The organism is Ancylothrix sp. D3o, assembly GCF_025370775.1.
Taxonomy (GTDB): domain Bacteria; phylum Cyanobacteriota; class Cyanobacteriia; order Cyanobacteriales; family Oscillatoriaceae; genus Ancylothrix.
Genome location: NZ_JAMXEX010000008.1, coordinates 167,125 through 189,312, shown reverse-complemented (window position 1 = coordinate 189,312; position 22,188 = coordinate 167,125). Strand labels below are relative to the sequence as shown.

Below are 22,188 nucleotides of genomic sequence, written 5' to 3'. Positions count from 1 at the left end.
CTTAAAAATGGGACGAATTTTTCTTTCCGCCGGTCATGGCGGGTTTGAAGCAGGAGTCATAGACACCGGCACCGTAGCCGGCGGTACAACAGAAGCCAGAGAAATGATCTTACTGCGCGATCTTGTCGCCGTAGAATTGCGAGGCAGAAACCTAGAAGTTTTAGCCGTCCCCGACGAACTCAGCCTCAGACAAAGCCTCAACTGGATCAACGACCGACAAAGACCGGGTGATGTGGCCCTCGAAATTCACGCCGATGCCTTTTCCAACCCCCTAGCGCGGGGTGCAAGCGTCTATTACATCGCCAATAACGATGAACGCAAAGCCAACGCCGAACTCGTTTTACTGGGATTATTGCGAAGAGTCCCACAACTGCCAAGCCGAGGCGTCCAACCAGATACCGCCACCGCCACCGGCAGCCTACTGTTTTGCCGGGGACTGGTGGTGCCCTCAATGGTAATGCAAGTTGGCTTTCTTACCAACCCAGACGACCGTTATCTATTGCAAAACCGGCGCAAAGACTTTGCTTTGGGAATAGCAGACTCTCTTGCAGCTTGGGTACGAGGAAGTGCCCTTCCCTCCCCCACCCCCACGCCAACACCGCAACCACAACCAACCCCCACTCCAACCCCGACAACTTATCCAAATTGCAATATCAATATCAATAACCAAATTCACGGCGAACAAGGTATCATCGTCAACGGCAATGCCTTTATCCCTATCGATCTCGTAGACAGCCTTGGTTTAAACGTGACCAAGTTGGTACAAATTCGCCGGCTGACGTTCAGAAATATTGTCTTTATCCGAGCCATTGAACTGAGAGATTTCAATATTTCTATAGGCTGGGATAACCCCTCGCGCACCGTAAAATTGCGCTCAATTTTAAATGTTTGTGCCGGTCAACTTGACCGAATTATGAGTCATGGCAACACCACAGAAGTGCAGTTAATGATGTTTCTTAAGGCCAACAACGAAGCAGCGCTGACCCAATTTCCTGACTTGCCGAAACTTTTCCGCGAAGAAGCCAGCATTGAGGGAGTAAATTACGATATGGCTTTTTGTCAAATGTGTTTAGAAACCGGCTTTTTGCGTTTTCCGGGCGATGTCAAAGCCACCCAAAACAATTTTGCCAGTTTAGGCGGCGTCGGCGCTGCCAGCAATGGGGCCTCTTTTCCCAGCGCCCGCATTGGTGTCAGAGCCCAAATTCAGCACTTAAAAGCTTATGCCACTACCGAGCCCATTGTCCAAGAAATTGTTGATCCTCGCTTTCGGTTTGTAACGCGGGGAATTGCGCCTTTGGTGGAGCAGTTAAGCGGACGCTGGTCGGCAGATTTGGAATATGGCCAAAAAATTATGGCTTTGCTTCGCCGGCTTTATGAGTCAGCTAATTTATTGTAAATTGCCTACAAAGCTGCTGTGTTCAGAGTTCATAGCTGTTTGGTTTTCGGATTTTAATGAACTCTGAACTCTATTTTTTTGAGAAAGAAGATTTTATTAAAATTTAACCCGTGCTGGGTTTAAAGGGATAAAAGCCACTACTTTGTTAGTCACATCTAACAAAAAGTCTTATTTTCTACCTGCCAGTGTACTTTGGTTTGCTAATAAGTTTTTGGATAAATTATTCTAGCTTAATTTTCGTAATAAATCTCAAAAACTTCTGGCTAATTATTAATTTTTGTAAAAAAATACACAATAAAAAGTTTTTTCCTTGAGGAAATAAAAAAAATTATTAGAATTTAACAAAAAAAAATATAAACGTCAAGGCTGAAATAACTAAAAATTTGACATTTTGGCCAGATAGCGATTATGGGTAGAGAGGCTATTCTTTGACAAGGGGAAGTTTTGCTCTCTATTCTCTAGGGCCCGCGAAGCGTTTTCCAGATAGATACTGTAAGTGGCAAAATGGCAACCCCCACCAGACAGAAGCATTTTCATGCCTAGGAAGGATAAAATGCAAGCCTAAGACAAAATGGGCTGCAAAGACCAAAAACATATTTTTTTCAAAAAAAAGAAGACTAAGGAGCGTTTTAATCCCCGATGCTTCGTACCTATGCAGGGATTTTGAAGCTGGAGTTAAAATGCACTCCCAAAGCGATTGGGGATGTTGTTAAAGATTATAAAGACGCAACTGTAGAAGCAGTTATTAATGGAAATATGTTTTCTTACTTGGAATTGCAAAATCCTTCCCCCATGACTGACCGGCTGCCACTGGACTATGTAAGCGCATACAATAAGCGTTCTTTAAAAATTTTGGCACGGGCACTTACCCTAGCGATGGGTCAATTTTCTTTGATTTTAGTCCGCTGTAATTATGGATCACTTCAGCCAAAAATTTTACAGCAATTAAGTGATTTAATCGGTGCCGAAGCGCAAAGTAACGGAAAAAATTCTTTCCAGCCAGTAAATTTACATAAAATCGTTGTATCCAGCCCCATCACTTCACTTTATGACTGCATGAAACAGGGTCTAGCAAACCGGCCCTCCGCCTTGATAATTTCTGGGTTTGAATCAGTCAATGACCTAGACCGGTTGCTTAAATCGACCAACCAACTGCGGGAAGAAATAAAACAAAACTTCTCCTTGCCGGTGGTGTTGTGGTTGAGCGATGAAGTAATGCAAAAGTTCGTTCGCTTTGCGCCCGATTTCAAAAGTTGGGCGGCTTGCTCAATCAAATTTGAAATTAATACACCAGATTTAATCAAAATTTTGCGGGCACCGGCCTCGGAACTGTTGGCGAGATGTTTAAACCCCAACGACAATACAGCAGACCCGCTGACCAATAATTCTCAGGAACTCTTAGCCGCGCTGCGAGACTGCCAAAAACGAGAAATCCGCCTCGAACCGGCAACCCTTGCGGGAGTAGAATTTGCCCTGGGAGTAGAAGCCAGCAGCAGCGATAAACTCGAAATCGCGCTCAAGCATTACCAAAACAGCGCCGCTGTGTGGAAACAAGCGATCAGCGAGGGGCAAACTTCAGAAAACCAGAACCTCGACCAACATCTGCTTTGGTTTGCGGTGATCCTTTATCATTTGGGATTGGCTTATGCCCAAAAAGCCGACCGGCACCCCTTGCAAAGCAGTGATTATTTAATCATGGCCCGATCTAGCTTGCAGGAGTGCTTGCAAAAGTTTGAGACTGCCGACCGGCCAGACTTGCTGGCAAAATTTAGCGATGCTTTAGGAGAAGTGCTGCGGCGCTTGCAGGCATGGGATGAACTGCTGGCGGTCGCCCAAAAGGCCGTACTTTTGGCCCATACCCACGCCATGATGCCCCAACTGGCCAGGTATTACGGGTTTTTGGCAGAAGTCTGCCTGGTAAGAAGTCAGTGGGAGGAGGCCGAGTGGGCCGCACAGCAAGCCCTGGAAATTTCCAACGCTCTGCCGGCAAACGATCAGACCCATCATGCCCTCTATTTATTTTTACTCGCCAAAGCCCTACGCGGCAGCTTGGATAGTGTTGGCAACACAAAAAGGAGAAAACAGGGTTTTTCTTTGTCGGTGCCGCAATTATTCTTGCCGTCTTCCTATAAAAAAAGCACCGGCATCAGCCAAGCCATTGCTTATCTCGAAGAAGCCAAGGCAGCCACCACCCCCGGCCACGACCCCGAACTTTATATCAACATTTTGCAAGAATTGTGGTTTCATTATTTTGAAATCGGGAAATTCGCGGAGGCTTTTCGTTGCAAACAACAACTGCGAACTGTCGAACATCAGTATGGCAGAAGAGCTTTTATTGGGGCCGGTCAATTACAACCTGTTAGCGCCGCCTCGCCCTTGGCCATACAACAGCGGCTACACCCTACCTTAAAAAACGGCCTCAATTCACCGGCTTGCCGCTGTGAAATTGAAGTTTCTTGTCGCAGCCAAGATGTCAAACGTTTGCTGCAACGCCTTGCTAGAAATGATTGCAAACTAACAATTATTTACGGAAAATCTGGGGTCGGTAAGTCTTCGCTGGTCAATGCTGGTTTGGTGCCGGCGTTGCAAGGGCGAGTAATTGGCGACCGGGTAGCGGTGCCGGTGGTGTTAAGAGTTTATACCGATTGGAGCCGCGCTCTTGGTCAACAGTTGGGAGTTGCGCTGTCAGAAATTAGGCACTTTTCCGGCGAACGGTTGCCGTTAGATACCCTCGATTCCGTGATTGAACAATTGCGAAAAAATGCTGCTCAAAATTTGTTAACGGTGCTGGTTTTTGATCAATTTGAAGAATTTTTCTTTGTTTGCAATCAAGCCAGCCAAGAGCCGGTTGATGAAGAATTACGGCCTTTTTTTGATTTCCTGCGCGAGTGTTTAAATATTCCTTTTGTCAAGGTAATTTTGTCGATGCGGGAAGATTATTTGCATTATTTGCTGGACTGGGAGCGTTTAGGCTCTTTAGATGCAGTGAATAATAATATTTTGGATAAAGATATTCGCTATCATGTCGGATATTTTTCGGCCCAAGATACCAAAGATGTGATCCTCGCTTTAACCCAGCGTTCTCGCGTTTTTTTAGAAGAAGCTTTGATTGATGCTTTGGTGGAAGATTTGGCCGGTTCTTCTGGAAAAGTTAGACCGATTGAATTGCAAGTTGTTGGCGCTCAACTGCAAGAAGAAAAAATTACTACCGAAGAACAATATAGAAAAAAAGGGCCGAAAATAAAACTTGTCGAGCGCTGGTTACAGCAAGTAATTGCTGATTGCGGAAAAGAAAATGAAAATGCGGCTTGGGAAGTGCTGGCTTTGCTGACGGGCTCTAAAGATAGCGCTTTGGTGGAGGAGCGAAATATTCGTCCCCTGAAAACGAAAAGCGAGTTAGCGGCAAATTTGACATTTGGGGCAAAGAAATTAAACTTGATTTTAGAGATATTGGTTGGATCTGGGTTGTTATTTTTACACCGGGAAAAACCGGCTGATCGCTACCAATTAGTTCACGATTATCTGGTTCACTTTATTCGAGCTTCACAGGAGAGCCGCGTTAAGTTGCAGCAAAGAGAGCAGCTAAAACGAAGTGAAAAGCAAAAACTACTCTTGGCGGGAGTTGGTGGTTTTTTTTTGTTGCTGACTTTTTTAACCGGCGGTTTTTGGCTTCGGGCGGAGGCGCTTAAGCAAAAGGCAGAAGATATTAGAAAACAAGCAGAGATTGCGGAAATTGATGCGAATATCCGGGCGAAAGTGGCTTATTCAGAGTTGCTTTATGTTTCGCATCAAGAGTTAGAGGCGCTGCTGGAAAGTTTGCGAGCTCAGAAAGCTCTGATGCCGGTGAAAGATTCTCAGCCAGATAATCGAATTCGGGTGCTTACTGCGCTGCAACAAGCGGTTTATGGGGTGCGCGAACGCAACCGGCTTGAAGGTCATCAAGATAGTATTTGGGCGGTATCTTTTTCGGGCGATGGAGAGTTGATTGCGTCTGGAGGAAATGATAAAACTGTGAAAGTTTGGCGTCGGGATGGCTCGGTGCTGGCGACGTTGGAGGGTCATACCGAAAGTGTGACTCGTGTTGTTTGGGGTCATAATACTAAGATTTTGGCATCTGCAAGTCGGGATACAACGGTGAAGTTGTGGGATTTAAAATCTGGGTTTCCAGTATTGCAAAAAACTCTGAAGGGTCACAAGGATTTTGTGTTTGGGGTGGCGTTTAGTCCTGATGAGAAGTTGATAGCAACGGCGAGTAAAGATAAGACGGTGAAGTTATGGGATAAGCAGGGTTTGCCGGTGTTGACTTTGCAAGGTCATAAAGATGCGGTAAATTTTGTCCAGTTTTCGCCGGATGGAAAATTAATTGCTTCTGCAAGTAATGATGGGACGGTGAAGTTGTGGCAGCGAGATGGTAAGTTGGTAAGGACTTGGCGGGGTCATAATAATTGGATTTTGGGGGTGTCTTTTAGTCCTAATGGTAATGTAATTGCAACGGCGGGGCGGGATAATTTGGTGAAGTTGTGGACGAAAGAAGGCCGTTTGATTAAAAGTTTGTCTGCCCATGAAAGTGCTGTTTATGCAGTATCTTGGCGGGCTGATGGGAAAATGTTTGCGACGGCAAGTGATGATCAAACGGTGAAAATTTGGTCGGTTTCTGGGGAGTTATTAAAAACTTTGAATGGCCATAGTGGTCGGGTGACGGGGGTATCTTGGAGCCCTGATGGGACGTTAATTGCTTCGGGGAGTTTGGATAAAACGGTGAAGTTGTGGGGGAGTGAGCAATTGCAAGTGCCGGTGATTGCTGCTCATGGAGATCGGCTGACGAGTCTGAAGTTTTCACCGGATGGCCGGTTTTTTGTGACGGCGAGTAGAGATAAAAGTTTGAAACTTTGGAGTCGGGAGGGGGTGTTGTTAAAAACTATGGCCGGTCATACGGATCGGGTGACGTCGGTTGTTTGGAGTCCCGATGGCAACTTAATTGCTTCTGGGAGTATGGATAAAACGGTGAAGTTTTGGTCAAAAGACGGCGAATTATTGAGGACTTTTGCGGGTCATAGTAATTCTATTTATGCGGTAAAATTTAGTCCTGATGGTCGTTTTTTGGCAACGGGAAGTAAGGATAAAACGGTGAAACTTTGGACGCTGGGGGGAGAGTTAATCAGGACTTTCTCAGGCCATGCAAATCGTATTTATGGGGTGACTTTTAGCCCGGATGGTAGTAAGATTGCTTCCGCTTCTGATGATACGACTGTGAAAATTTGGAGTCTGGATGGGACGTTATTACGGACGTTGGCGGGGGAGGATGGACACCGTTCTTATGTGACGAGTGTTTCTTGGAGCCCTGATGGGAATTTGTTGGCGACGGGGAGTTGGGATAATACTGTGAAGTTGTGGCCGGTGGCGGGGGGAAAACCGAAAACTTTGTTGAAGGGATATAGCGATAGTGTTACGAGTGTGGAGTTTTCGCCAGATGGGAAAACTTTGGCGAGTGGGAGTTGGGATGGTCGGGTGAAGTTGTGGAGTTTGGAGGGGTTTTTGTTGAAGGAGTTAAAGTGGTCGGATGGGGGAGTTTTGGATATTGATTTTAGTTTTGATGGCAAGTTTTTGGCGGCGGCGACTGCGGAGGGTAAGGTGATTTTATGGAGTTTGGATTGGGATAATTTGGTGGATCGTGCTTGTGTGTGGTTGGGGGATTATTTGCAGACAAATCCTAATGTTAATCCGGCGGATCGCTTGTTGTGTTCTGAGGAATGATTTGGTGGAATGGTGATAAAAATTTGCCCCTTTTTGACAGCGGTGGTGATGATAAGTTGAGGTTCGTTGACCTACTATAATAAATTGAATTTTTCCGCTAGTGTCTGCCATCCAAATCCAGATAGGGGCGTTATCAGTAATTGTCCGCAAAGTTTGTTTTTGTTATCTCTAGTATTTTAAGATTCCAGGTTAACCCAGAAACCAAAAAAGCCGACGCTTTACGGGTGCCGGTTTTGTAGGTTTTTGTTTGGGTGTCAGGGTAGGGTGAAAAATTAGTTTTTATTACTCCTTATACATAAGGGTTATTTTTTGCTTCGCAAATGTCAAGTTTTGATTTTTTTGGGACGGGCTAAACTAAAGATACAAAGGGGGTATGAGTGGCTGGCTGTTAATAGCTGAGAGTCGAAAGCTTTAAAATAGCGAGTTGAGCAAATATCAAGGCTTGGCACATCAAACAGACAGCTTTAGGGATTCCCTTGTTTGCCGGTGGAGGTAAAATACAAACAATGCAATTACCCGCGCCAAAGGAACCGGCAACCCTTGAAAACCCTAAAAGTTGTAATTTTTCTGCTCATCCTCTGCCTAACACTGACTGTGACACTGCCGGCACAAGCGAATTTTTGCCGGCAAATCAAAGACCAAAAAATCTGTATTCTCACCATTAAACGCAGTGCAAAAAACCATTGGGAATACAGAGCCAGCGTCAGCATCAACGGCAAAGAAACACCCGTAGAAGTTTATAATTGCCGAAAAGAAATCAAAATAAAACAAGATAATACCATCGAATTTTTTGAGCCTAACGGAGCCGGTGAATTAATTTGTACGATTTTAGAAAAAAGATAAAATTTATCCTTTTATTTAATTTTAGTTGGGATGTCTTGATTAGTTTTTACTGCTGCTACGAGGGCTAAAATTTCTTGGGGCAGTTTTGTTATACCAATTCTTAAAAGTCTGGCTACCATATTTATGTTCGGTTTCATTGTCGTACCACGCCGTGATACCAAATCAGAACCCCAAAAAATACCCTATCTTTGGGGCTGGCATAGAGGAGAAATCCAGAAAAAGACCCTGCGTAAATCGAATCTGCTAGGAACTACTTATAACTTAATCTACTTAATAAAAGTGGGGGCTAATTTTTTGGATAATTGGGGGAATTTGTAACCTTTGGAATTTAGAATTTTAGATTTTAGATGTTTTTAAAGACATCGTGATCTTATCATTTAAGCATTTATTACGTTATTTTAAATCTACCTTAAGAAAGATTACATTTCCAGCCCTAGCCCGCTTAAAACAGTATATAAATCTACCATTTAGCGAAAAATTCCCTTTCTTTACCGGCTCATACCGAATCGCAATTTATTGGAAAAATAGTGTCGCGTGCGGTGGAAAAAGGCCAAATTGTAAAGATTGACTTTGTAATTTTGAGCAGTGGAACTTTTTCTTAAAAAGATCGTCATCTCTGCGAATTTGCACAGGGCTGGCTAGGTTTTGTTTGGAAAAAAAAATAAAAACTTTGTTGAAAGGTACCCCCCAAAATGTTAGGCATTGCTTCGTTGTTTAATGAAACTTATTACTTGGCTGCTAACCCCGATGTAGCGGCTGCCGTGAGAAGCGGAAATTTTCTTAGCGGCTTTGATCACTATATACTTAACGGACAGTTAGAAGCGCGAAAACCGAGCGGATTTTTTGACGAAAGCTTTTATCTAGCAACTAACGCAGATGTGGCAATTGCCGTAAGAAACGGTGTATTTGTAAACGGCCTAGCTCACTTCATAGAAAGAGGTCAATTCGAGGGGCGAAATCCCATTAGTTTCTTTGATACCAATTACTATTTAACTCAAAATACAGACGTTAAAAATGCAGTTGGCATAGATTCTCTCACCGGCATTCAGCACTTTATTGAAAATGGGCAATTTGAAGGCCGTAACCCCAGCGCAGATTTCGATAACAGCTATTATCTGAGCGCCAACCCCGATGTAGCAGCAGCAGTTCGAGGCGGAATTTTCAAGAGCGGTTTTGAACACTATGTTAATTTCGGCATGGCAGAAAACCGCATGGGTAAACCAAGCAGTGTAAATATTTATGTCTCAAATAACGGCCCCACAAACGTCGGAGAAATTGATAAACTCACCGGAACTTTCGGAGGCCAAAAACGCTTTTTTGCCGGCAACAATGAAGGCGTAGAATTTGATAATGTTGGCAATCTTTATCAAGCCGGTGATGTAATCGTAGGTGCCGGCAGCATTCGGATTATTTCAAAAATTGGCAACCGACTTGATGGAGAAGCCTTTGCGCCGAACAGAGACCGAGAAATTGCCGGCCCGCTAACAGGATTAAATGCCCCCAAAGGCTTCGCCATTGCCCAAACAAGAGGCTTTATTATTGTTGCCGATAATGGTGCCGGCGACTTAAAAGTTTTTGGGACATCTGCGGGTGGCAATATTCCGCCGGTGGCTGTTACAAACTTGCCGGCAAAACCTTGGGATGTTGCCTATGATGAAGCCAACGACCGCTTGTATGCAGCATTAGTAGATGGCACTGTTTCTGTGTTTGATAACTACTTTGGAAATATCAATAATTTTGGCACCGCCACTATTTCCCGTAGTCTAACTATTGTTAACAGTCTCGGCGCAAAAATTTCTACTAATTTGCATGGCATTGTTTATGAACCAACGCGGAATCAATTAGTTGTAACAGATGTGGGAGCCGCTACTGCTGCACAAAGCGCCACTTTCAACACAGACGGACGTATTTACGTTCTCGATAATGTTAGCAGTGCTAATGGGGCGGTGGTACCATCCCGCACTATTGAAGGGCCGGCTACTCAAATGGGAAATCCGGTGGATTTAATTTTAAATGGCACCGATGCTTTAGTTGCAGAAAAAGCTAAAGACCAGTTATTAATTTTCCGCAACATTTTTAATGGGCCCAGCGGAAATATAGCCCCGGATTTAAGCGTGGCCGAAACTAAACCAGAAGCTTTGGCTGCTGAACGGATGCAAGCGTTAATGTATCCTGATGTTACTGATGTTGAATCGGCAACAATTCCTATTAGTTCCATTGCCACCACCAGTAACCCGCCCGCAACAGGAGCAACAGATTTTGTGGCGCGTCTGTCTACAAATTTGCAACAGCAAACAGCATTTAATACTTCTAATGCAGTTGCCAGTTTGGAAAATATTACCTACGATCTCACAGGTGATGCTTTTATTACTTTTGATAATGGCAACGATACCAATGGTGGGATTTTAATTGTTAACCGTTTGGCAGAAAGCCGTAATAACGGTGGATTTAATGCCTCACGCGACCGAATTATTGCCGGTGCAAACACCGGCCTGGTTAGCCCCAAAGGTTTAGAAGTTGCTGATGGTGCCGGTGTTGTTTTTGTCGCAGAAAATAATGCTACAACCCCAGCCATTATTGTGTTTAATACTCAAGCTCAAGGCGATGTTGCGCCATTGTTTAAAACAACAAATCTGGCCGGTCGCCGACCTTGGGATGTAGATTATTCGCCATCAAAAGATCAGCTATTTGTAGCCGCAACTGATGGAACAGTTCTGGTTTATGATAGTTATCTTGCCACTTTGGGCGCAAACGGCCCGACGCGGATTATTACTCCATTTGACCCCAGTGGAGTAAATAAAATTTCTGTGAATTTGCACGGAATTATTTATGTCGAATCTTCTGATACATTGCTGATTTCTGATGTGGGCAGTGCTCAAAGTGCAACCGATGGTCAATTGTTTGTAATTAACAATGCCGGTGCTGCCAATGGAAACACAGCGGTGCGGGCTCAAATTGTCGGCTCTAATACATTTTTAGGCAATCCGGTTGATATTACTTTTGACGGTAATAACCTTTACGTTGCCGAGAAATCTAATAATGCCATCTTCCGTTTTGATAACATTCAAAACCAGTCTGGTGTTCTCAATATTAACCCCAATTTAGGAGTAACAAGAAATCGCCCTGAATCCGTCGCTTTGGCTCCCGCTTACCTCTCAGATACTTTAGCTTAAGTAAGAAATTGAGAGGTTGGTGATATTTTTAATTAAGGGTAAATAAGCTTAAAAAAAAGACTATTTACTCTTGATTTATCAAAGCAACCTAACTTTGTTCTAGCTCCAAGCAATCTGACTTTGCTTTAAAAAAGCCCAGCAAATAAGAAAACTAAACCCCCATCAAGACGAGGTTTTGGTTTCAAAACATACCAAAGGCCGGTTTGGGGACGTTTTTGGCGAATCCGGAGTTAACGTTTTGAAGCGCAATCTCCCCCTCAATACCGCCTCCGCCGCTCCCTCAAGAAAACCAGAGAAAAATTTTCACCCCCCACCGGCATTATCATCAACCTCTGCCCGATACTTGGGATATTAGAGAGGAGATAGTAAGATACCTGTATCGACTAATCTCTATTTACCCTCAAATATGTGGCAAAACGTACTGCTGAGAATAGGTCGCCAACCGGCGCTCGCTCCTTGGCAACACATCGACTGGATCTTATTAAGCCTCGTAGTCGGGCTAACGGCGCTCGGTGGCGTGATGATTCGCAGTGTAGAATTACACTTAGGTCACACCGACTGGTGGCAACACTGGATTACAGGCGGCATCGGTTTAACCATTGCGATGTTAATTGCTCGCAACCATTATGAGGCTTTAATTCAGTGGAAATGGTTTATCTATGGCTTTATTAATATCGCCCTAATTTCGGTGCGATTTATTGGTACCCAAGCCCTCGGAGCACAGCGGTGGATTAACGTTTTTGGCTTCCACGTTCAGCCCTCGGAATTTGCAAAAGTTGGCGTCATTATTACCCTAGCTGCACTTCTCCACAATCGCGGTGCAACAACGATTCCAAATATGCTCAAAATTTTAGCCGTTACTGCTGTACCTTGGGCGCTGGTTTTTTCCGAGCCAAATTTAGGAACTTCCCTTGTTTTTGGAGCGATTACAATGGGGATGCTTTATTGGGGGGGAGCTAACCCTGGTTGGCTCATTCTCATGCTTTCTCCGGTTATTTCTGCCATTGTTTTCAACATTTATTTTCCGGGGTGGGTTGTTTGGTCAATTGCAATGGGAATTATTGGCTGGCGTACCCTCCCTTGGCAGGCGTTTGGCTCGATAGCATCTCTGGTAATTAATGTAGCTTCTGGATGGTTAGGACATATTTTTTGGGGCTTACTCAAAGATTATCAAAAAGAGCGAATTATTTTGTTTTTAGACCCTAATAAAGACCCCCTTGGTGGCGGTTATCACCTCATCCAATCTCGGATCGCCATCGGGGCCGGTCAAATTTGGGGCAAAGGTCTAACTCAAGGCACTCAAACACAACTCAATTTTATTCCAGAACAGCATACAGATTTTATCTTTTCTGCGATAGGCGAAGAGTTAGGTTTTATTGGTTGTCTAGTAGTGTTTATCGCCTTTTGGTTACTTTGTTTACGCCTGGTTCTAATTGCCCAAAATGCCAAAGATAATTTTGGATCTTTAATCGCCATTGGCGTACTTTCCATGATTATCTTTCAGGTAGTTATTAATATTGGGATGAACATTGGTTTAGCCCCAGTAACCGGCGTTCCCTTGCCTTTGCTGAGTTATGGGCGTTCTGCTTTGCTGAGTAATTTTATCGCCATAGGTTTAGTAGAATCTGTCGCCAATTTCCGACCTCGAAAGAAATATTAACCTCTTGGTTTTTTCCTTGTCTTTTTCTCGTTCCCTAGTTGCACTAGGGAACGCAATTTTTTAAGATTAGGCTTCAGGTTTTTTGATTATTTTCCTTAGTTCCCTGCTTCTACCTAAAAATGCAATTTAAGAGGCTGATTTTTCACCCCACCGGCGAAACCAAAAGATATAATTTCCTAAAATCCTAACCGATAATATAACTTTAGCTATCATTATGTATGTGGGCAGAGTCCCACCCTCTAAAAAACTATGGAAATTCCCCGTCTACATCCCGACACCATCGAAGAAGTTAAACAAAGACTCGATATTTACGATATCGTTTCTGAACAAGTTTCCCTCAGAAAAAGTGGCAAAGATTACACCGGCTTATGCCCTTTTCACGACGAAAAAACCCCCAGCTTTACCGTCAGCCCCAGCAAACAAATGTATTATTGTTTTGGCTGCGGTGCCGGTGGTGGGGCTATCAATTTTCTCATGGAAGTTGGCAAACGTCCCTTTAACGAAGTCGTCTTTGATTTAGCCAAACGATATCAAATTCCTATCCGTACCCTCGAACCCGAAAAACGCCAAGAACTTCAACGCCAAATCACCCTCCGAGAGCAACTTTATGAAATTCTCGCCATCACCACCAATTTCTATCAACACGCCCTTTATCAACCCGGTGGAAATATTGCCTTAGAATATCTCCAAACAGAACGCAAACTTAGCCCAGAAATTATCCAACAATTCCAACTTGGCTACGCCCCCGCCGGTTGGGAAACGCTTTATCATTATCTTTTAGAAACCAAAAATTTCCCCGTTCAACTCATCGAAGCTGCCGGTTTAATTGTTAACAGAAAATCCGGAACCGGCTATTATGATCGCTTCCGAGATCGTTTAATGATTCCTATCTGCGATTCTCAAGGCAGAGTCATCGGTTTTGGTGGCAGAACTCTCACCGATGAAATGCCAAAATACCTCAACTCTCCCGAAACAGAATTGTTTGAAAAAGGCAAAACTCTCTTCGCCCTCGACAAAGCCAAAACCGCCATCAGCAAACAAGATAAAGCCATCGTTGTTGAGGGATATTTTGATGCAATTGCCCTTCATGCTGCCGGTATTACCAACGCCGTCGCCTCCCTGGGAACTGCCCTGAGTTTAACCCAAGTGCGGCAACTTTTACGCTATACAGAATCAAAGCAAATTATCCTCAATTTTGATGCCGACAAAGCCGGTACAAATGCCGCCGAAAGAGCAATTGGTGAAATTGCATCCCTTGCCTATCGCGGTGATGTCAATTTGAGGATTCTTACCCTCCCTAACGGCAAAGATGCTGATGAATATCTCAAAACTTATTCAGCCGAAGATTATCAAATTTTGCTAGAAAGTGCCTCTTTATGGTTAACCTGGCAAATTGACCAACTTTTACAAACCAAGGACCTAAAACAACCGGATCAATATCAGCAAATAGCAACAGAAATGGTGAAGTTATTATCCAACATCACCAATGACAATCAGCTTACTTATTATGTCGATTATTGTGCAGAAATTCTTTCTTTGCGGGACTCGCGGCGCACTCCCATAATTAGGGAAAATTTGCTAAATCAAATAACAAGCCGGTGTGCAGAACTTTTGAGAATTGATGAGTCTTGCATTGTTGCACCTTTGATTGAAAACAAGCTCAAAATCAGCAGCCGGCCTCCTCTAAGACACAACGTTTCTACCCCAGAAAAATCTAAACCTGAAATGCCGGTTTCTGGAGAAACCAACCTCTTAAAAAAAGCCGAAGCTTTTCTATTACAATCTTACATTCATTATCCTGAATATCGCAGTGCCGTCATAGAAGTTTTAGCAGAAAGAAAATTAGAATTTACTCTTGAACCCCACAAGAAATTATGGCAATTTATCACAGAATTAAATGATTTGCAGGCTGAACCCCTTAAACTTATTTCCGCTTTACAAGATTGTTATTTAGCAGAAAATAGCGGCGAAGTTTCCCAAATATCTTACCTGTTTCATCTCGATGAAAAAACCCAACTTGATACAGTTCGCACTCCTTTAGTCATTCGCGCCGCCGCCGCATCAATTGACCGCGTAATTTGCGAAAATAAAATCCGCGAAGCCTTACAAGAGTTGCACAAAATCGACTTATTAACGAATCTCGAATTAGGGCAATTTTATCAACAACAACTGCTTACCCAAAAAGCTCGAATCAAGGAATTAGAAAAAGAACGTTATACAACTTTTAAAGATTTAGTCAGCGTTCCTTGGTTGTAAAAATAATTTTTGTTCGCTTATATCCCCCCTTTTTAAGGCACTAGGGGGGATATTGGAGTGTGGGTTTCTGAAAATTGTTAGATTTCTTCAATCACAATACAAAGTTTCTTTTGTCTCGCGTCCCGTCACAGGATTAGTACCTGTGGCAATTTTACAAAGTGCTTTTTGCATATCTTGACGCAACAAAACATCTGTAAAATCAGCCCCATCAATAGTAGAACCATCAAACTTAGCATTAAAAGCAAACGCCCCTTCTAACACAGCATTGGTAAGATTTGCCTTGAAAAAACGAGCAGTATCTAAAGTGGCACCTCGTAGATCAGCCCCTTCTAAATTTACCCGTTCCAAAGTCGCCCCAAACAAACTTACACCGGCCAACTTAGTATTACTCAAATTACTGTTGCGGAGGACAGCTTTTGTAAAGCTAGAATCCGTCAAATCTCGCCCCGAAAAATCCACACCCACCAAAGTTTCTTTGTTATAATCATTGGCAAAAGCCGGCATGACAATTACCAAACTTGCTGTTAGGAACAGCACCACCGAAAACACAACCGATAATACAATTGCAGGAATACGTTTAGAAACTCTATCGCCCATTTTGTTGAAGTTTAAAGAAAATCGCATTAAGGGTTTAACTGTTGGAGAAAAGGTTAATAGTAGCAATCGCTACAGGAGTATCCTATCTCGGAAGTGTCCCCACAAGCAATTGCACTCATCGCAATGTTAAAATCCTTTGCCAAACCTCAAAAATAATCAAACCAGCCGATGCCAAAAACTCCAACCCACACCGGCACTTTAGGAGAAAACTTAGTCGCACAGTGGTTACAGCAGCAAGGATGGGAAATCTTAGCACAGCGCTGGAAGTGCCGGTGGGGAGAACTGGACATTATCGCTTACTCTCAACCCACAGGGCAATTAATCTTTGTAGAGGTCAAAACTCGCAGTCGCCATTCTTGGGACACCGGGGGGATTTTTGCCATCACCCCCCAAAAACAAGCTAAACTGGGCCAAGCCGCCGCGCTTTTTTTGGCCGATCACCCAGTTCTCGCTAACGTAGCCTGTCGATTTGATGTAGCCCTCGTCAGTTGCCAACAAATGCCCTATAAACAGCACCGGCATCGAGAGGCGACATCGCTTAATGTGTCGGTCAATCCGGGTGAACCCGTTTTGAATGAAAATTTTCACCTAACCCTTGTTGAGTATATCGAGTCTGCCTTCTGTCCACCCAACTAACTAAGCAAGGGTTTCTGGGCAATATCCTAAGCCTTTAACAAACTGCTTGCGAAACTCTTCAATTTCGCCGCGATCTGGATGACCGTGAGAAACCACAGCCACCTGATAACGCCGCATCACATCCACCGGCGATTGTCCATTCTCTAAACTCCATAAAGCCATTTGTAACCGAATTCCTGGCGAGTAGGGAATCCCTAACTCATTCATAAACGCTCGGAAATCCCCGCTTTTTTGCAAATTCAGGGGGTTTCTCATTTTCACACGAACGACCCATCCATCTATTTGATGAATAACGCTCATAAAACTAACCGGAAGATGAGGGCTGGTGTGCAGGTACTCTGCAATTCTCAGCGTGAGACTGGCATTAGCAACGAAATAAAGGTATTCCATCGGGAAAGAGTTCTGCAAAGGCTACATTTTTATTGTCTAAGATTATGGCGCAAATGAATACGGGAAAAACCCCTTTCTTTATTGGGTAATATTCCCCAATTTCCCTTTTTTTTTTCTTTACTCTCTTTAATAGAGAGCCAAAAAATATTGACATCTATCTTAAGATAGAAACTATCTCTGTTTAAATTTAACCAGCCGGCCTAGAAAGCGCAGCCCTTGAGGAGAGAGAGATTTCCGCTTGATTCCAGCATAGCTTAACCCCAATAACTCCATAGCCGTCTCCTATTCCATCAGACAGACTCACCTGATAGTAGCAGGTATTCGCCTATTAACCAAACCCTGAACCTCAAAAGAAATTACCCGATAAAGTTGCAGCCCATACCAAAGCACTCAAGTTATTTTTTCACTTGCCAACAACAGGATAAAATACTTAGTCTCAGTCTATATTTTTAGATAATCTTTAAGCCACTCATTCCCCATGCCTTCCCTCTAAAAATTGACCAAAAAGCCCAAAAAAAAATCAAGCCCTTTAAAAACCGGCCTCTTTTTGATGTAGAAGGCAAAAACCATGCAGCCGGTATGACATTACAAATTAATATTCCTCACAACCTCAACATCTGCTAAATTTAACAACCATAGGAAATAAACATTACCAACTTCCTTAACGACCACACCCTAAGAACGAAATTACCCCAGAAACCTTGGACGAGCCTCAAACCAAACCAAACCCAGCCATAACCGACAGCGATCAGTCCCTAGACAACTACAACTACGAACTGCCGAGCGGTAGCATTGCCCAAAACCCAGCAGTTCCCAGAGACAGTTCTCGCCTGCTCGTTGTTAATTCCCCTCACCAACACAGCCACCATATTTTTCGGGAATTACCCCAACTGCTGCAAAAAGGCGACTTGCTGGTAATGAACAACACCCGCGTTATTCCCGCCCGACTGTATGGCTACAAAACCACCGGCGCGCCGGTAGAAATTTTATTACTCGAAGAAATCGAACATAACCACTGGTTAGCCTTAGTCAAACCAGGAAAACGCCTTAAAATCGGTGTCAAAATCCTCTTTAACTCCAAAGAAAACCCCACCCACTCGAATTTAAGCGCCACAGTTGTCGCCACCGACGAAGCCACAGGCGGGCGGATTTTGCAATTTGACTTACCAAAAGAACAGTCTCTTATCCAATATTTAGAAGACTATGGGCACATTCCCCTCCCCCCCTACATCACAGAAAGCAGCGCCGCACCGGCACAATATCAAACCGTCTACGCCGAACAAGACGGCTCAGTAGCAGCCCCCACCGCCGGCCTCCACTTCACTGAAGAATTGCTACAAAAACTTGCTTTTGCCGGCATCGAAACCGCTTTTGTGACATTAAACGTAGGCGTTGGAACCTTTCGCCCTGTGGAAACCCAAAACGTGACCGAACACAAAATGCACTCAGAATGGGTACAAGTGCCGGCCACCACCGTCGAAAAAATCCAGCAAACCAAGGAACGCGGCGGTAGAATTATTGCCGTTGGTACCACCGTTGTACGTTCCCTAGAAGGGGCTGCGGCGGCGTTTGAAGGCCGGTTACAGCCTTTTTGTGGCAAAACAAACCTATTTATTTACCCTGGCTATCAATGGCGAGTGGTTGAAGGATTAATCACCAATTTTCACTTACCGAAATCCAGTTTACTGATGTTGGTGAGTGCCTTGATAGGCCGGGAACGCTTGCTTAATTTATATCAAGAAGCAATTGCCAAAGATTACCGTTTTTACTCGTTTGGCGATGCCATGTTGATTTTACCCGCAGCAAATATATCGCTTTTCTCCAATCTGTGAGATATCAAAAAACCGGTTTCTCAGCCTCATCCTGTAAAAACCGCTATAAACAAACCGGAGACAAAGGGATCATAAAACCCCATCTTTCTCCGGCTTGCTTTAACGTTGTTGTGTTTGGGCTTGTAAAAATAACGCCACCGGCAGCTTTTAGAATGCCGGCAAACTTTTATTCTTCATCTTCTTCTTCATTGCCGGGATATACAAACGTCGAGCGCTTGGTTAAAATCGACTTACCCAAGCTCAGCGCTCTCTGCGCTTGCAGAGCGGCCTTATTTTTCCAAGTAGCCTTGCGCTTATCCCGCTTAGATTTCGAGGTTTTCTTCTTAGGAACCGCCATGGTCGTAAAGGGTGCTAATTAGTCACAATCTTACAAGTATAAACCATAACCACCGACTTTCAACGCTGTTTTTTGCGCCCTTAGTTTGTAAGCGTTTATTTTGGATGGGTGAAACACCTTTAAGGACTCGGCAAAATTAAACCAGGCTGCACAGAACTCGGCTGCACAGAACTCGGTTGCACCATTGCCGGTTGAACAATAGTCGGCTCAACGGTTGTGGGTTGAGTCGAGACAGGCTCGGTTGCCGTCCCCTCGGCCGGCAGTTGCGGACTCATCCCCGGTAGCAAATTATCAGGAAGCTGATCTAAGCGAACCGGCTCCCCACCTGCGGGCACCCCCGGAATCACTTGCGGAGTAACCGGCCGGCCTGGAATTAAATCCACCGGCACCGGCTGCACAGGCACCGGCCCAGAAACCGTAGGCTGTTTTGGTAAGACCGGCTGCACCGGCCCAGAAACCGGGGGTTGCATAGGCTGTTGTGCCGGTGGCGTTGTCGGCGGTAGCCCAGAACCAAAACCCAAAAGCATTTTAGAACTGGGGTAAAAAGTAGCCCACTGTCTGGTTTCTGACTGAGTTTGCCACTGAGTGCGACTGACTTGGAGCCTTAAAAGCGGAGCAATGGTGCCTTGATGTTGACCGCTGATCGAAATCAAAACCATCTCTCGTTGCAGGTCAGCCGCAAAAGCTTTTTCAACGGCAGTTTTTGCCACCTGCACAGCCCGCTCAACCAAATTCTCATAGGTTTCGCCGTTTTGAGCCTGCACAGAAAGCTGCAACAGCGCCTCCGAAGCGCTCAACAATTGGGGATTAAGCATTTGCCAACCAAAAACAGCCAGCAGCAGCACCAAAGCGCTGCTATCCCTAAAAATTTTCCCCAAGAAACGGCCATTGGTTCGAGAAAGCAATTTTGCCATTTTTCTTTGCACACACTCACTCACGGATTGATTTTAGCAAGGCTTTAAAACGCTGCAAAATTGATCTTAAAAACTGTTACTCAACCTTCCCCAATTTGACCGGCAACTCTAGCCTAAAACAAGTCACATCGGCCTCGCTGCTAACTTCCAACTTTCCTCCCATACGTTCTGTGAGTTTTTGCACCACCGCCAAACCCAAACCAGTCCCCCCTTGTTGCCAGCGGTCAGCCTTGGGAATGCGGTAAAACTTATGAAAAATTTGGTTTAACTCGTTTTGGGGAATTTCAATGCCGGTATTTGCCACCTTTAATAACAGCCGGTCGTGGCACACTTCAACGGTGAGACTAATTTCTTCACCAGAGGGAGTGTATTTACAAGCATTAGTCAGCAACTCGGTAAGAACTCGCTCCACTACTACCGGATCTCCGACTAACTGCGGTAACTGTGCCGGCCTTTCAACGCGAAATTTTTGCTGATGTTGTAAAGCTTTTTGTTGGAAAGTTTTAGTGAGTTGATCGAGGATGCGCTCGATTTGAATAATTGCCGGTGCCCAGGCTGTGGAATTGGTATCTAGTTGCTGCAATTCCAGCAAATCTTCTATCAAAGAAATTTCTCGCTCACACTCATTGCGAACAATTTGATAATAGCGAGCGACTTTGCTTTTTTCTTGCTCTGGCTTAGCCAAATCTGCAAAAAATGACCGCTCTTGATTTAAAGCAATGGCTAACATTTGGATTGCCATTTTCATGTTAGATAAAGGAGTTCGCAATTCGTGGGAAACTGTACTCAAAAAATCATCTTTGAGGGCGTTTAGTTTTTCTAATTCAGCAACTTGTTTTTGCGCCGCTTGATAAAGGCGTACTTGGCTGATGGCAATGGCGCAGTGATTGGCTACTAACTGCGCTAAACGAATTTCGACTTCGCTAAAGGAGTGTTGGAGGTCTTTAAATAACCACAAATCACCGAGGATTGCGCCGCCGTGAACAATCGGACAAGCTAAAATTGCTTTGGGTGTTGTGGGTGCTACCGGCTTGAGGTTGTCGGAAGTCAAGGAACGGTTAAGAGAGGAGCGTGTGGAGTCTAACTTGCAAAATTGCAATGGTTCGCCTGTTAGCAATTGCGAATAAATTTCTTTAAATTCTGCTATTTCCACCGGCAGCCCCACGCAAGAGTCTGAGTCGTTGTTGTATTGATAGAGAATGGTGGCTGTTGTGTGGTCATCATTGTAGAGCGCACTGTGGCTGTCTTCTACGTCAAGTAATAAACTTAGTTCGCGCACGGCAGTTTGCAGGATTTGAGTTTCACCCTGACTGTCTTTTACTTGATCGGTGATGCGTTTGAGGACGCTTTCTGTTTGGAGGGTTTTTTCTAGTTGAGCGTTGCGTTTTTGGGTGTGGGTGATTAATTGGTTGTTGACTAGACGTACTTGTTCTTGCAGCCGCGATTGCCGCACTGCTATTTCTAACTGGGCTGTGAGGGAGGAAATAAATTCAATTTCAAAAGAATTCCATTGTCTGGTTTGATCGCACTGGTGGGCAATTAATAATCCCCAGATGTTATTTTTTGTTTCTCCTGAGAGGTGGGGCTGATTTTCATCTACATTATTTTCTAAAATAGGTGCAATCAGCATAGATTTGATGTTAAAGAATTCCAGCAGTTTGATGTAGGATGGGTCGAAACCGGCGTTTTGAATATCTTCTATGGCCTCAATTTGCGATAAGTTAACAGGATGCTCTTGAGGTTTTGTGCTGTTGGTGGTGAGGCTAAAATTGGGTTCTTGGATGCTAAATCCCAGCATTGGGGAGCAATTTTGCCGGTGGGATTCGGTGATAACTTTGGCTGTCCCGTTGTGTGAAAATCGGTAAATAACTGTTCGGTCTGCTTGTAAGAATTGCCGCGAGAGTTCGACGCTGGTGTTTAAAATTTCCCGCAAACTTACACCCTCTCGGATCTGTTGGGAAATCATTCGGATGCTGCGCCCTTCTTCGATGCACTGGCGCAGTAATGTGTCTAAGGTTGGTTGTTGGTTGCTGCTGGGGTTGTTTGGCCGGTGGGCTACTTGAACGAATTCCATATAGTCGCCGCCTGCACTTTCTGGCCGGTTGCCTGGATGCTTTCCGTCGCCATAGGTTTGCCCATCGAAGAGGTGGTCTTCTTCTACTGTAAGGATTTTCTGTTGGGTGAACTGCTGATGAATTTCTCTACCATTTTGCTTAGACATTGCGGAATATTTCCCTTTAATAATTTGACGCGGGCGGGGGTATTTGGTGAAATTTTATGCTTAGGACAAATTAATTTGTTTTTGATGTGGCTCAACTTTGGGTAGATGGGCAAAACTAAATATTGAGAACGTTTTATTAAGGAAAATTGCCGCTTTAGTACAAAGCGCCACTCTCTTGC

14 protein-coding genes are annotated in these 22,188 nt (G+C 44.2%); 8 read left to right on the top strand and 6 right to left on the bottom strand.

Annotation, left to right across the window (positions count from 1 at the left end):
* Positions 1-7: 7 nt before the first annotated feature.
* The 3 genes from NG798_RS15645 (at position 8) to NG798_RS15635 (ending at position 7,993) form a co-directional block, all read left to right on the top strand.
* Positions 8-1,396, top strand: coding sequence for an N-acetylmuramoyl-L-alanine amidase (locus NG798_RS15645; RefSeq protein ID WP_261224603.1), 1,389 nt, complete (start codon positions 8-10; stop codon positions 1,394-1,396).
* A gap of 639 nt (positions 1,397-2,035) precedes the next feature.
* Positions 2,036-7,150 (top strand): hypothetical protein, encoded by a 5,115-nt coding sequence (locus NG798_RS15640; protein ID WP_261224602.1) that lies wholly within the window; start codon positions 2,036-2,038, stop codon positions 7,148-7,150.
* Between the two features lie 540 nt (positions 7,151-7,690).
* Complete coding sequence (locus tag NG798_RS15635) at positions 7,691-7,993, top strand: hypothetical protein (RefSeq protein WP_261224601.1); 303 nt, start codon at positions 7,691-7,693, stop codon at positions 7,991-7,993.
* A gap of 11 nt (positions 7,994-8,004) precedes the next feature.
* Here NG798_RS15635 and NG798_RS15630 read toward each other — a convergent pair whose 3' ends face one another.
* Positions 8,005-8,130, bottom strand: a complete 126-nt coding sequence (locus NG798_RS15630) for a hypothetical protein (protein ID WP_261224600.1) — start codon at positions 8,128-8,130, stop codon at positions 8,005-8,007.
* Between the two features lie 555 nt (positions 8,131-8,685).
* Here NG798_RS15630 and NG798_RS15625 point away from each other — a divergent pair.
* The 3 genes from NG798_RS15625 to dnaG all read left to right on the top strand — a co-directional run bounded on the left by NG798_RS15625 (position 8,686) and on the right by dnaG (position 15,082).
* Positions 8,686-11,166, top strand: a complete 2,481-nt coding sequence (locus tag NG798_RS15625) for a hypothetical protein (RefSeq protein ID WP_261224599.1) — start codon at positions 8,686-8,688, stop codon at positions 11,164-11,166.
* Between the two features lie 406 nt (positions 11,167-11,572).
* Positions 11,573-12,826, top strand: a complete 1,254-nt coding sequence (gene rodA, locus NG798_RS15620; protein ID WP_261224598.1) for a rod shape-determining protein RodA — start codon at positions 11,573-11,575, stop codon at positions 12,824-12,826.
* Between the two features lie 249 nt (positions 12,827-13,075).
* Positions 13,076-15,082: a DNA primase gene (gene dnaG, locus NG798_RS15615; RefSeq protein ID WP_261224597.1), complete on the top strand. Its 2,007-nt coding sequence runs from the start codon at positions 13,076-13,078 to the stop codon at positions 15,080-15,082.
* Between the two features lie 87 nt (positions 15,083-15,169).
* On the opposite strand, the gene NG798_RS15610 is transcribed toward dnaG, so the two are convergent.
* Positions 15,170-15,706, bottom strand: coding sequence for a pentapeptide repeat-containing protein (locus tag NG798_RS15610; RefSeq protein WP_375338970.1), 537 nt, complete (start codon positions 15,704-15,706; stop codon positions 15,170-15,172).
* A gap of 141 nt (positions 15,707-15,847) precedes the next feature.
* On the opposite strand from NG798_RS15610, the gene NG798_RS15605 reads away from it, so the two are divergent.
* Complete coding sequence (locus tag NG798_RS15605) at positions 15,848-16,315, top strand: YraN family protein (protein ID WP_261224596.1); 468 nt, start codon at positions 15,848-15,850, stop codon at positions 16,313-16,315.
* Here NG798_RS15605 and NG798_RS15600 read toward each other — a convergent pair whose 3' ends face one another.
* Entirely contained in the window at positions 16,316-16,705 is a 390-nt protein-coding gene (locus tag NG798_RS15600) for a hypothetical protein (RefSeq protein ID WP_261224595.1), read from the bottom strand. It abuts the gene before it with no gap.
* 701 nt (positions 16,706-17,406) lie between these two features.
* Between NG798_RS15600 and queA the strand changes: the two genes are divergently transcribed.
* A complete protein-coding gene (gene queA, locus NG798_RS15595; RefSeq protein ID WP_263012994.1) occupies positions 17,407-18,537 on the top strand; it encodes a tRNA preQ1(34) S-adenosylmethionine ribosyltransferase-isomerase QueA in 1,131 nt (376 codons plus the stop codon).
* A gap of 166 nt (positions 18,538-18,703) precedes the next feature.
* Here the strand turns inward: queA and rpmF are convergent, their stop codons facing one another.
* The 3 genes from rpmF to NG798_RS15580 form a co-directional block, all read right to left on the bottom strand.
* Positions 18,704-18,874 carry a 50S ribosomal protein L32 gene (rpmF, locus tag NG798_RS15590; protein WP_261224594.1) on the bottom strand — a complete coding sequence of 57 codons (171 nt, stop codon included), beginning with the start codon at positions 18,872-18,874 and terminating at the stop codon, positions 18,704-18,706.
* 119 nt (positions 18,875-18,993) lie between these two features.
* Positions 18,994-19,788 carry a hypothetical protein gene (locus NG798_RS15585; RefSeq protein ID WP_261224593.1) on the bottom strand — a complete coding sequence of 265 codons (795 nt, stop codon included), beginning with the start codon at positions 19,786-19,788 and terminating at the stop codon, positions 18,994-18,996.
* A gap of 76 nt (positions 19,789-19,864) precedes the next feature.
* Positions 19,865-22,009 (bottom strand): GAF domain-containing sensor histidine kinase, encoded by a 2,145-nt coding sequence (locus tag NG798_RS15580; protein ID WP_261224592.1) that lies wholly within the window; start codon positions 22,007-22,009, stop codon positions 19,865-19,867.
* Positions 22,010-22,188 lie beyond the last annotated feature (179 nt).